This window comes from Streptomyces sp. NPDC043427, assembly GCF_056436655.1.
Genome location: NZ_JBWKCC010000005.1, coordinates 183771 through 194329 on the forward strand (window position 1 = coordinate 183771; position 10559 = coordinate 194329).

Annotated in this window: 10 protein-coding genes and 2 pseudogenes; 5 read left to right on the forward strand and 7 right to left on the reverse strand. The window is 68.0% G+C overall.

All coding sequences use genetic code 11. From position 1 onward, the window contains the following. Positions 1–192 precede the first annotated feature (192 nt). The gene (locus AC067M_RS12835) at positions 193–1464 is read left to right on the forward strand and encodes an MFS transporter (RefSeq protein ID WP_478697041.1); all 1272 of its coding nucleotides are present in this window, start codon (positions 193–195) and stop codon (positions 1462–1464) included. A 13-nt stretch (positions 1465–1477) separates the two neighbouring features. Here AC067M_RS12835 and AC067M_RS12840 read toward each other — a convergent pair whose 3' ends face one another. Then, positions 1478–1933 (reverse strand): hypothetical protein, encoded by a 456-nt coding sequence (locus AC067M_RS12840; RefSeq protein WP_478697042.1) that lies wholly within the window; start codon positions 1931–1933, stop codon positions 1478–1480. Between the two features lie 304 nt (positions 1934–2237). Continuing rightward, entirely contained in the window at positions 2238–3155 is a 918-nt protein-coding gene (locus tag AC067M_RS12845; RefSeq protein ID WP_478697043.1) for a LysR family transcriptional regulator, read from the reverse strand. 100 nt (positions 3156–3255) lie between these two features. Here AC067M_RS12845 and AC067M_RS12850 point away from each other — a divergent pair, with 100 nt between their 5' ends. Both AC067M_RS12850 and AC067M_RS12855 read left to right on the forward strand, forming a co-directional pair. Then, positions 3256–4278, forward strand: a complete 1023-nt coding sequence (locus AC067M_RS12850; RefSeq protein ID WP_478697044.1) for an NADP-dependent oxidoreductase — start codon at positions 3256–3258, stop codon at positions 4276–4278. A gap of 356 nt (positions 4279–4634) precedes the next feature. Then, a complete protein-coding gene (locus AC067M_RS12855; RefSeq protein ID WP_478697045.1) occupies positions 4635–5258 on the forward strand; it encodes a hypothetical protein in 624 nt (207 codons plus the stop codon). Between the two features lie 195 nt (positions 5259–5453). On the opposite strand, the gene AC067M_RS12860 is transcribed toward AC067M_RS12855, so the two are convergent. Further along, positions 5454–6059 carry a dihydrofolate reductase family protein gene (locus tag AC067M_RS12860; RefSeq protein WP_478697046.1) on the reverse strand — a complete coding sequence of 202 codons (606 nt, stop codon included), beginning with the start codon at positions 6057–6059 and terminating at the stop codon, positions 5454–5456. 393 nt (positions 6060–6452) lie between these two features. On the opposite strand from AC067M_RS12860, the gene AC067M_RS12865 reads away from it, so the two are divergent. Further along, positions 6453–7049, forward strand: a complete 597-nt coding sequence (locus tag AC067M_RS12865) for a hypothetical protein (RefSeq protein WP_478697047.1) — start codon at positions 6453–6455, stop codon at positions 7047–7049. A gap of 16 nt (positions 7050–7065) precedes the next feature. On the opposite strand, the pseudogene AC067M_RS12870 reads toward AC067M_RS12865, so the two are convergent. Together AC067M_RS12870 and AC067M_RS12875 are read right to left on the reverse strand one after the other, a co-directional pair. Then, a pseudogene (locus AC067M_RS12870) lies at positions 7066–7497 on the reverse strand (transposase); the annotation flags it as partial. A 74-nt stretch (positions 7498–7571) separates the two neighbouring features. Then, a pseudogene (locus AC067M_RS12875) lies at positions 7572–7998 on the reverse strand (cupin domain-containing protein); the annotation flags it as partial. Between the two features lie 24 nt (positions 7999–8022). On the opposite strand from AC067M_RS12875, the gene AC067M_RS12880 reads away from it, so the two are divergent. Continuing rightward, positions 8023–8226 (forward strand): hypothetical protein, encoded by a 204-nt coding sequence (locus tag AC067M_RS12880; protein WP_478697115.1) that lies wholly within the window; start codon positions 8023–8025, stop codon positions 8224–8226. Between the two features lie 206 nt (positions 8227–8432). On the opposite strand, the gene AC067M_RS12885 is transcribed toward AC067M_RS12880, so the two are convergent. After that, positions 8433–9080, reverse strand: a complete 648-nt coding sequence (locus tag AC067M_RS12885) for a response regulator (RefSeq protein ID WP_478697048.1) — start codon at positions 9078–9080, stop codon at positions 8433–8435. Next, complete coding sequence (locus AC067M_RS12890) at positions 9065–10285, reverse strand: sensor histidine kinase (protein WP_478697049.1); 1221 nt, start codon at positions 10283–10285, stop codon at positions 9065–9067. Before AC067M_RS12890 ends, AC067M_RS12885 begins: the two co-directional genes overlap by 16 nt. Positions 10286–10559 lie beyond the last annotated feature (274 nt).

Sequence of the window (10559 nt, forward strand, 5' to 3'; positions counted from 1 at the left end):
CTCGCGATCGCCTACTTCGCGCCGGGGACGGCCGCGCAGTGGGGAAGACGCAGCAGCAGGCACGGGACACTCTTATGATCATCGGGCTCAGACGCCGCCCAATATCCTGCGCGAAGTATGGACTTGAGGTTCCGGTCGGCGGCGGAGGCCCAACACTAATGATCACCGGAGTCACCAGGGGGAGCCCACAGCATGACCGGCACCACGGAGGCCCTTGGCGGGTCGTCTGCAGCCGACGATGCAGCACGAAGTGTCACGCGCCCGTTCTACGTATACGCCGTGCTTGCCAACACGCTGTTCCAGCGCGGCGTATTCGTCCTCTTCCTTTATCAGCGAGGTTTCTCCGCCGGGCAAGTGGCCCTACTGCAGACACTGCTCTACCTGGTCAGCGGACTTGCGGAGTTGCCGACGGGAGTCATCGCCGACCGAATCGGCAGGCGTGCCAGCATCCTGATCGGCCAGGTGCTGATAGCTGGATGTCTGCTCGGTCAGGTGGCGTTCTCCAACTACTGGGTGTTCCTGGCGCTGTTCATCGGGCAGGGCGTGGGCATGGCATGTGTGTCCGGTTCGGACACCGCCCTGCTGTACGACCTGCTCGTGCGTCGTGGTGCAACGGCCAGCTACGTCAAGATCAAGTCCCGGTTCACCATGCTCGGGACGGTCACCTCGGGAGCTGCCATCGTCCTCGGCGGCCAACTGCAGCAGATTTCCTGGGGAGTCGTCTACGTCGGCTCCGCGGCGTGCCTCGTCCTGGCTGTGGTGGTGCTGATGTCACGGGTGCCCGAGATCCGCGGCGCGGACGCGGTGGACGAGCAGGATGGAGCCGAGGAGGAGCACGGCGACGCCACAGCATGGCGGGCGATGCTTCGGGTCGCCACCCCGGCGCTCGTGACGCTTGTCGTGGTGTCCGCATTGATGCATGCGACTTTGACGCCGTATATCATTTTTACGCAGAAGACCCTCTCCGATCAGGGAGCGGGCACCGCATTGGTCAGCGTGGTCATATCGGCGGGATTCTTCGCCGGCGGGCTCACTCCGCTGCTGTCGGACCGCGCGGACCGGCGCATCGGGTATCGGGTCATCGTCCCGGTGTCTCTCCTGACGCTCGCCGTGGCGCTCGGCCTGAGCGGCCTCGGCCTTGTCTGGGTCACCATCGCCGCGTTCCTGGTCCTGGTCGGAATTCCCGAGATCACTGCCGTGATCGTGGACAACGTGTTCAACGAGGCCGTGCCGTCGCGCCACCGGGCGAGCCTGCTGTCGCTGATCGCATTCGTGGAGTCGGCGCTCATCGGCATCGGCTATCTCGTCCTCGGCGCGCTCATGGACGGGTTGGGCTCCAGTGTGGGCATGGCCACCTACGCCGCGGTCCCCCTGCTGGCATGTCTCCTGTGGCTCCCGGTGCTCTTCCGAGGGGCACGGGTGACCACCGAGATCGAGAAGCCCGCCGACCAAAAGGCATCCTGAAACACACCATCTCTTAGGCGCGCGCGCTGCGGGCCAGCCAGGGCGTCAGGTTGAAGTCCAGGATCAGTTCCTTGTAGGTCTCATCGCCGGGCAGCGGCACGATGAGCCACTGGCCGGGGGGGAACAGCCGGCCCTTCGTGGAGGCGAGTCCGCCGTAGACGGACCTGAGAAACGCAGGGACGGAGTCGCGGGGGACGTCATGGAACTCCACGCCGTCGACGGTGATCTTCGCGTCATCCTCGGGAAAGAGCTGGACACTCACCGACGGCGATCCCCCCAGCTCCACGAACGCCTCGTGCGGCAGCGAGCCGTCGGAGTCGAGCACCGTGAGGAGTTCGGCCGAGGTACGGCGCGACGTCTGGTCCGCGCCGATGTCGTCGGTGACCGACATTGACAATGCGAATTCCTTCGCGATGTCGCGTATCGCGACGACAGCGGCCTCGGTGGTCGGCAGATGCGCTTTCTCCATGACTTGATCGTGCCCGACGAAGAAGACAGGAACGACCACGTTTTCGGACCGGCTCCGACCCCGACCACCGCAGATGGCTACCGGCAACTGCTCATCCAAGAGCCATCAGCAACGCCCAATTACTGGCTGGTGACGGCGCGGATGACAGAGATGCGGGCGTGAGAATGGTCGCGGCCAGGGCGATGCTCAGTGCCCGGCACCGCAAGGTGATGGCGCTCTTTGATCCCCACGCGGTGCTCAGGGTGGCTTCGGAGTGGCTCGGCTTGATTCCCCAGGCGGATCCGCGCTCACGCACTCGACCTGATCAAGCCTCGCTGTTGAGAAGGCCCACGCACTGCGGGACCGCCGCCCGCAATTCCCTCACCAAGGCGCGCACGACGGCAGATCCGGCCAGTTCGGAGGTGGTGACATAGCCGACCTGGCGTGTCGGGCGCTCGAGGCCGAGATCAGTGATCGCGACCGAGTTCGCGGCTCCGACCAAGGAGAGCGCCGGCATGATCGCCATTCCATGACCTCCGCTCACCAAGGAGAGCACCGCTCCGTCATCCTCGGCCTCGACGGTCGCCTTCGGGATCCAGTCCTGTGCCGCCCACCAGTCGCGGGTGTACGAGCCACAGTTTTCGGCCCAGTCGACCAACGGCAGCGAGCGCGGGGCGGCGTGACCCGTCGGGTGTACCAGGGCATACGGCTCTTCAAGGAGCCCGCTCGCGACCAGACCTGGTGGAGGCGGCACGCAGCCGCCGAGTGTGGCGATGGCTATGTCGGCTTTCCCGTCGGCCACTTCGCCCGCGGTGCCGCGCCCCACCTCGCGTACGATCCGCACCCGAGGCTCGATCCCGGGATGCCGGGCGCGTAGCCGCTGGAGGACGGGCGGCAGCAGGTGGAGAGCCGCGCTGCGGAAGGCCGCGATCCGCAGCGCCCCCTCCGCCGCGTCAAACCGGGCCGCACCGCGCGCCTCGGCGTTCAGGACGTCCAGCAGGCGCAGGATGCGGCGGGCGTAGGCCACGGCCTTGTCTCCGGCGGGGGTGGGACGGGCGCCGGTGCGGCCGCGGTCGAAGAGCACGGCACCGATCTTGCGCTCGCTGCCGCGCACCGAGTGGGAGACCGCGGACTGAGTCAGACCGAGTGTCTCGGCCGCGGCCGAGAACCCGCCGGTGTCCGCGACCGCAACCAGGACGCGCAGTTCGTGCGGGGCAAGATCGGAGTCGATTGCGCGGGCCACGGGGCGCTCACCTCAAGATATGAGAACTGCTCATGGAACGGTCTGTCGCATGAGCCCAACCGGCTGCCCAGGTGGCGCATTCCCGCCTTACGGTCCGGTCATGAACAAGACCGCTCTCACCGTGCATCAGATCGCCCGGCCCCACGGCTTTCCCACCGCCGAGCACTTCGCCTTCATCGAGTCCCCGCTTCCCGACCCCGCAGCCGGCAGCGCGCTCGTGGAAAACCTCTACTGGTCCGTCGACCCGTATCACCGCGAGATGATGGACGACGTGCCCGGGCGCTTCGCGCTCGACGCACCGCTGGAGGGCCGCACCATCGGGCGAGTCATCGCCTCGCGCACGCCCCATCTGGCTGAGGGCGAGATCGTGTTCCACCGGCAGGGCTGGCGCACGCATGCGGCGGTCACGCCCGAGGAGATCCGACAGCTGCCCCGCTTCGAAGGGGTGCCCCTGACCGCGTACTTGAGCACCCTCGGCGGCACCGGCCTGACCGCCTATGTGGGCCTCACCCGGATCGCTCGGCTCCAGGAGGGCGAGGATCTGTTCGTGTCGGCAGCGGCGGGCGGGGTCGGCACGGCGACCGGGCGGTTCGCCCGACTGCTCGGCGCCGGACGGCTCGTGGGCAGCGCGGGCTCGGCAGCGAAGGCCGACCACCTTACGCGGGAGGTGGGCTATGACGCCGTCTTCAACTACCACGACGGGCCCGCCGCCGACCTGCTCGGCAAGGCCGCGCCAGGCGGCATCGACGTGTTCGTCGACAACGTCGGCGGCGAGCAGCTGGCCGCGGCAGCGGGAGCGCTGCGCGAGTTCGGGCGCATCGTCCGCGTCGGCACGATCAGCCAGTACAACACCCCCGACGCGCCGCAACCGCGCTTCAACTACGCGGACATCGTGGAGAAGAGCATCCGCATGGAGGGCTTCTTGGTCAGTAACTACCGCGATTTGCAACAGGAGTTGTACGAGTTCGCGGTGCCGCATCTGCAGAGCGGCCGGCTCGCTCTGGACGAGACGGTGGTTGACGGTTTCGAGCGCATCGTGGACGCGTTCCTGGGAATGCTGCGCGGCAAGAACACGGGCAAGATCATCGTGCGAGACCGTACGGAAGCCCCGTCCGTAAGCTGACACCCAACTCGGCATCGCGGAGCGGCCGTCTCCAGGACCCTGGACAACCGACAATGTGGCGGGGCCTTCGCGCTCGCCCCGTCCAAGCCCAGGCCAGCCCGGCCTTCCTCGGCGGAACCGGCCGCGAACCGGGCGATCGCCACCAGCGTCGTGGCACCGCCGAGCACGGTGAGAGCGCACAGGGCCAACAGTGCACCGACCCGGTACGCGCGGTACGCGAGGCTCGGCGGGACGTTCTCGAGCCATGTACGGCCGGGCGTCCTTCGAACTTCTCCGATCCCGGCTCCTGATCGGCCAGCAAGCGTGATCTCTAATGCAGAAGACCGTGGCCCCGAGCAGTTGTACTGTCAGGCGCCGTGAGTACGGACATCCACGGCGGTATCGAGTTTCGCCATCCCGGCGTCGGCACGGACTACTACGAGGGCGAGCCGTGGGTCGGCGCAATGGCTCTCTGGCCCTTGTACGACGAGACCGACTACGCGTCCTTCGGATGCCTCTTCGGCGTGCGCAACTACGCGGGCTACCCGCCCCTGGCCGCGGGACGTGGTTTGCCCGACGACTTGTCGAGCGGGCTACACGAGCGCCTACAGCCTTGGGTGGCAGACGGCCACCTGGCAGGGGCCACCTGGGTCAGCTGGGCTGAGATCGCGGGACTGGATCCAGCAACTGCTCCGGAGCACTACATTGGCCGGCTCACGTGGTCATCCCTGGCGAAGCCCTCAACTCTGCATCAGCAACTTGTTCCGGCTGAATGGCCCCCGGAGCTGGTTGCTGCGGTGGGTCCACGCCCACACGAACTGGAAGGAGGCGACCACTACGTCGAGTGGAACAGCGGAGACCTGCTGTACCGGTACGAGTCGTTGACGGCTGGTTCCATCCTGGGCCCCAGGTCCCACTGGCCACACGTGTTTGCCGTAATGAAAGCTCTGGCGGATCGTTTCGGTGATGACGCTGTTCGACTCGTCGTGGCCTTCGACTGATCAAGAACTCGTCAGCTGGTGGATCACGGAAATGCGGCCAGAGCCCTGAAATCGGCCAGGGACGCTCTTCCCTCCACTTCGTTGCGTCTTGAAGCGTGTGGGGAATGTGGGGAGTGAAGAACACGTGTGAGGGCCCAGCGACCGAAGCCGCCGACGCCAGCCTGGCGGCCGTCCAGACCGGCGGACGGGGCGACGTCACGCAGGGACGCCGAGCGGCGGGTGCTCGAGCACGCGGGGCTTGTACTCGACCAGCTGGATGCGGCCGTCGAAGGTGCGGTGCTCGATCATCTCGAGGGCAACGTCCGGATAGCCGTCGTAGATGCGTTCCTCGCCCGTGGCCCCGGTGATCACCGGGAACATCACGACCCGGAAGCGGTCGACGAGTCCGGCTCGTAGCAGGGACCGGCACAGGCTGAGGCTGCCGATCGTGCTGAGGAGCCCCGAGCCACTCGACTTCATGGCGCGGACCGCCTCGACGGCGTCGTCGCGGACGAGCGTGGAGTTGGGCCACGTCAGTGGCTCCTCGAGTGAGGAGGAGAACACCACCTTGGACGCTTGCGTGAGCTCGTCGACGGACGCCTCTTCTTCGGGCCTGAACTCGTCTTGGCCATTCGGGACCTCGCCTGCGGCGAAGCCCGACATCAGGCGGTAGGTGTTCGCTCCCATCAGGTAGGTGGCCTCGGGCTGCTCGCCGAGCCATGCGAGGTACTCCGGGCCCTCGAGGCCCCAGAACCCGGGCCATCCCTCTCCCGATGCGTGGCCGTCGAGGGAGGTGATGAAGTCGACGAGAAGCTCCGACATGGCGGTGTCCTTTCCTAGGGTGTCACGAGCTTGGACCGGCCGGGAGCCACAAACTCATCGGCCGCGCTGTGCGGGTAGCGGGGGCCGGGACGTTGCGGGCGGGGCCGGCCGATCCGGCGGCGCGGACGGGGGATGAGCACGAGTGATCTCCTCCAGTCGTTCGGCGGACCGCGGTGCACCCCGCCGATGTCGTGCTGTCGACGGGGCGCAGCGGGTGGTGGGTTCGGCCAGGCGTCCTGTCCGGTCCTCGCCCGCCTCGAGGTGCGGGGCGGGCGAGGACCAGGCAGACACCTCACGTTGCTATGCCGTCAAGCGGTGCCGGTGCAGCGTTCGATAGTTGAGCTGGCAGAAGGTGCCTTCCATGGCTCCCTCTCGCCTGCAAAGATCACCTGCATGCCCAAGTCCAACCGCCCCTTCGCCGAGGCCGACGAACCTACTCTGGCCGTGCAGAGCGAGCGACTGGGCCTGCTGGCCGTGGCAGGTGCGCGGGCATACAGGGTCCCGGTTCCTGTCGCGGTCTACGACGTCTCTGGTCTGGGCTGCCGCTTCCTCGTTCACTCGCAGTTCCCGGTGCATGCGATGGCCTTCCATCCCGCGCTCCCGCTGCTCGCGGTGGGCACGGGCCGATACGACGGTGGCTACTTCTTTGAGGGCGAGCTGCTGCTACTCCATCTGGAGACTGGCGAGACCCGATCACTCATCGAGCACGAGATCGGCCGGCAGGTCCTGGGGTTGGAGTGGCTCGACGAGCAAGCCCTTCAGGTCCTCATGGCACCGCCCGATGACTGGCAGGACGAGCGAGCTCGGGTGGAAGGGCACGTCGCAGTGGTGCGCCGAGGGAACTGGGATGCTGTCCCTGCCCGGTCACTCACCGGGCTTGACCTTGCTGGCCCGAGGGTGCCTGCACCACGTCCTGATGGCCGTGAGGACGCTCGCCGTGTACTCGCTGAAGTCAGCGCATCCTGGCGCGTGCAGCGCGGGGCCGTGTAGGTGATCTGTGATCGTCTCAAGCCGCTTCGGCTAGCGAAAGGGCGGGAAACGCCGCCTGCTCGTCGAACGGCTTGCGGTGCTGGAGGCAGTGGTAGAGCTGGCCGATCATGCGGTTGAAGAGGTTGCGCTGGGCGGCCGCGTGCCAGTCGCCTTGTTCTCGGCGGCGCCGGTAGTGGGCGTTGGCCTCGGTGGATGCCCTGAGCGAGGCGAAGGCCCAGAGGTAGCCAGCGTGGTTGAGCCGGTCGTTCTTCACCCACCGTCTGGTGATGGCGGACTTCTTGCCGGAGGCGCGGGTGATAGGTGAGGAACCGGCGTAGGCCTTGAGTCCACGGGCGTCGGCGAAGCGGGTGCGGTCGTCGCCGATCTCGGCCAGGACGCGGGCGGCGAGCTGGATGCCGAGTCCTGGGAAGCTCAGCAGGATCTCGGCGTCCGGGTGCTGAGGGAACGCTGCCGGCCCGCCCGTTGCGGGCCCTCCGGTCCGGTCCAGAACGGGACCGGACCGGACCGGACCGGTGGAGTCGATCACGCCGAGACTTCCAGGGCAGCCCGCCAGACGGGGCTGTCGACGTAGTGGTTGTCGAACCGCTCCGCGGAGGCGGCGATCTCCTTCGCGTCGGCCTCGCCACGCATCACCCGTCCGAGCAGGCGCAGGTAGTCGAACCGGCCCATGCCCGGCGTGAACACGAACAGTACGTCCGCCTCACAGCCGGGCGCCGCGGCGAAGGCGTGCGGGGTGTGGGGGCGGCACGGCCAGGAAGTCGCCCGCCCCCAGGACGGTGATCTCCTCACCCACCAGCACCTGGAGGGACCCGCTGATCACGAAGAACAGCTCCGTCGCCTTGGTGTGGAAGTGGGCGGGTGCCCCCACGGCCCCCTTGGCGAATGTGGATCGGTAGCTGGTGAACCCGTCGGCGGTGCTGTCCGAGTCGGCGAGCAGCGTCATCACAGTGCGTTCAACGAGACGCTGACGCTGGTGGGCGCCGGGGAGGGGGTCTTCGCCGTCGGCGCCCACGCAAGGCGCTACTTCGCCCGCCCCGACGTCGTCTATGTCCCCTTCGAGGACGCCGCGCCAGTGGACTGGGGCCTGGTATGGCCCGCCGACGGTGCGACAGCCCGCGTTCGCGCCTTCAGCGAGGCAGCACTCAACCTGGTGCAGGCACCCGCACCGAACCCCTGACCGTCACCGGCGGCCCGGACGCCATCCGGGCAGAGCGCGCGAGCACCGGACCGACGACTGTCAGCCCCAGTACTCTCGGCGAAGCCGACCACGCATCAATCTCGCAGAACGCGGTGGCCGTCCCCCTCGTCGCCCCTCGCTTGTTCGCCAACGGCCTTGTGCCACCATGCCCTTGGTGGGGCCGCCTCGGAGGAGGACGTACGGCATCAGGCTCTGAGAAACGCCAGCACCGCCAGGACCCGGCGATGCCCGTCCGTGTACACCGGCAGATCGAGTTTATTGAAGATGCCGCCGATGTGTTTGTTGATGGCGGCTTCGCTGAGGAACAAGTGCGCCGCCATGTTCGCGTTGGACCGTCCTTCCGCCATCAGGCTCAGTACCTCCTTCTCGCGGGCGCTGAGCCGCTCCAGCGGATCGGGGCGGAGCTTGACCAGTTGGTGGATCACCTCGGGATCCACCACGGTCCCGCCGGCTGCGACGCGGTCGAGCGCAGACATGAAGTCGGCGACCGCGCCGACCCGTTCCTTCAGCAGGTATCCCACCGCGGCGCCATTGCAGGAATCGAGCAGCCGGATGGCGTACGACCGCTCGACGTACTGGCTGAGCACCAGGACAGGCAGCCCGCTGTACGACTCGCGCAGGCCGACGGCCGCACGCAGCCCGTCGTCCCCGTTCGAGGGCGGCATCCGTACGTCCGTGATCACCAGGTCCGGCCGGTCCCGGTGGACGGCTTCGACGAGCGCGTCGGCGTCGCCCACCGCGGCGAGCGTCTCGTGCCCGAACCGCTGGAGCAGGCCGACCAGTCCTTCACGCAGGAGGACCGAGTCCTCCGCGACGATCACACGAAGTGGCATGGAATCTCCACGTGCAGCAGGGTCGGGCCGCCCGGCGGGCTGGACACCCGCACACGGCCATCCAGGGCTCTGAGTCGATCGGCCAGGCCGGTCAGCCCCGTGCCGGAGGCCGGATCCGCGCCGCCGAGTCCGTCGTCCGTGATCTCCAGGACCAATAAGTCGGAATGGTAACGGCCGTGCACTTTGGCGCTCCGGGCGCCGCTGTGTCGCGCGATATTGGTCATGGCCTCGTTTATCAGGAAGTACACGTTGGTCTCCAGTTGGCGGGGAAGTCGTCCCGGCAGCTGGAGATCGACGGTGACCGGAATGGGGAAACGGCTCGCATGGTCCTCGACGGCGGCGACGAGGCCGTGGTCCGCGAGAACCGGGGGATTGAGCCCTCGGATCAGGCTGCGCAACTCCTGGTGGGCGACGGAGAGTTGGTTCTCGGCCTCGGTGAGCTGGGCGGCGAGCGGGGACCCCTCGGGGATGTCCAGCCGCATCAGACCGAGCGTCATCCCGAGTGCCACCAGTCGTTGCTGCGCGCCGTCGTGCAGGTCGCGCTCGATGCGTACGCGCTCCGCGTCGAAGGAGTCGATGAGCCGGACCCGCGACGCGTGCACCTCCTGCAGCGACTCCCCGAGTTCGTCGTCGCGGGGGGCGAGAACGATCCGGGCGAGCGCCGCGCGCGCACCAGCCCACGATGTCACGGTGTACGGCGAGGCCAGCAGCACGATGACGCCGAAGACCGCCCACGGCCAGGTGGTCCGGTCGGCCGACTCGAAGGTCAGCGCGGGCAGGCCGAATGAGAAAGCGAGCACCAGCAGGTCCAGCCACCACAGCGCCGCCGCGGAGATGAGCGTGAAAAGCAGCTCGCGCCAGGTGACCTGTTCGGTCAGACGGGTCGACACCCAGGCGCGCAGCCCGGGCTCCTCCACACGCCGGTGCGGGTTCGGCATCGTGTCGAGGTCGACGAGCCGCAGCCGACGCCGCTCGACCGTCGCCACTGTGATCGAGGACAGGACAACGCCGACCAGGGGCGCCACACCGACCAGAACCACCAGCAGGATCAGCCCGGCCACCAGCCCGGCCACGAACACCGCCACGGCCGCAGCGCCGACCACGACACCGGTGGCCAGATATGCCAGTGACCGCCACGGCCAACTGGAGGTCAGGAAGCTCAAAGGACGCTGAGCCATCGCCTGCCAAGCCGTTCTGGGACGCATGGGGTAACGCTATGTCAGGCGGCTGTTTCCCCGCAGTAGAGCCAGCTCTACCCGCGAAGTAGAGCGCAGATCAATGTGTTGCACCGGGCCGCTCCGCTGAAATCGACCCCATGACCACTACGAGGCAGGCACCCGCATCGCACGCGGTTCAGCTGCACACCGTCCGGAAGATCTACGGGGCCGGGGGGGGGGGGGGGGGGGGGGGGGGGGGGGGGGGGGGGGGGGGGCGGGGGGGGGGGGGGGGGGGGCGGGGGGGGGGGGGGGGGGGGGGGAA

Excerpts from the sequence above, each read along its gene's own strand:
- AC067M_RS12835 (WP_478697041.1), top strand. The coding sequence starts at position 193 with ATGACCGGCACCACGGAGGCCCTTGGCGGGTCGTCTGCAGCCGACGAT.
- AC067M_RS12840 (WP_478697042.1), bottom strand. The coding sequence starts at position 1,933 with ATGGAGAAAGCGCATCTGCCGACCACCGAGGCCGCTGTCGTCGCGATA.
- AC067M_RS12850 (WP_478697044.1), top strand. The coding sequence starts at position 3,256 with ATGAACAAGACCGCTCTCACCGTGCATCAGATCGCCCGGCCCCACGGC.
- AC067M_RS12860 (WP_478697046.1), bottom strand. The coding sequence starts at position 6,059 with ATGTCGGAGCTTCTCGTCGACTTCATCACCTCCCTCGACGGCCACGCA.
- AC067M_RS12865 (WP_478697047.1), top strand. The coding sequence starts at position 6,453 with ATGCCCAAGTCCAACCGCCCCTTCGCCGAGGCCGACGAACCTACTCTG.
- AC067M_RS12885 (WP_478697048.1), bottom strand. The coding sequence starts at position 9,080 with ATGCCACTTCGTGTGATCGTCGCGGAGGACTCGGTCCTCCTGCGTGAA.
- AC067M_RS12890 (WP_478697049.1), bottom strand. The coding sequence starts at position 10,285 with ATGCGTCCCAGAACGGCTTGGCAGGCGATGGCTCAGCGTCCTTTGAGC.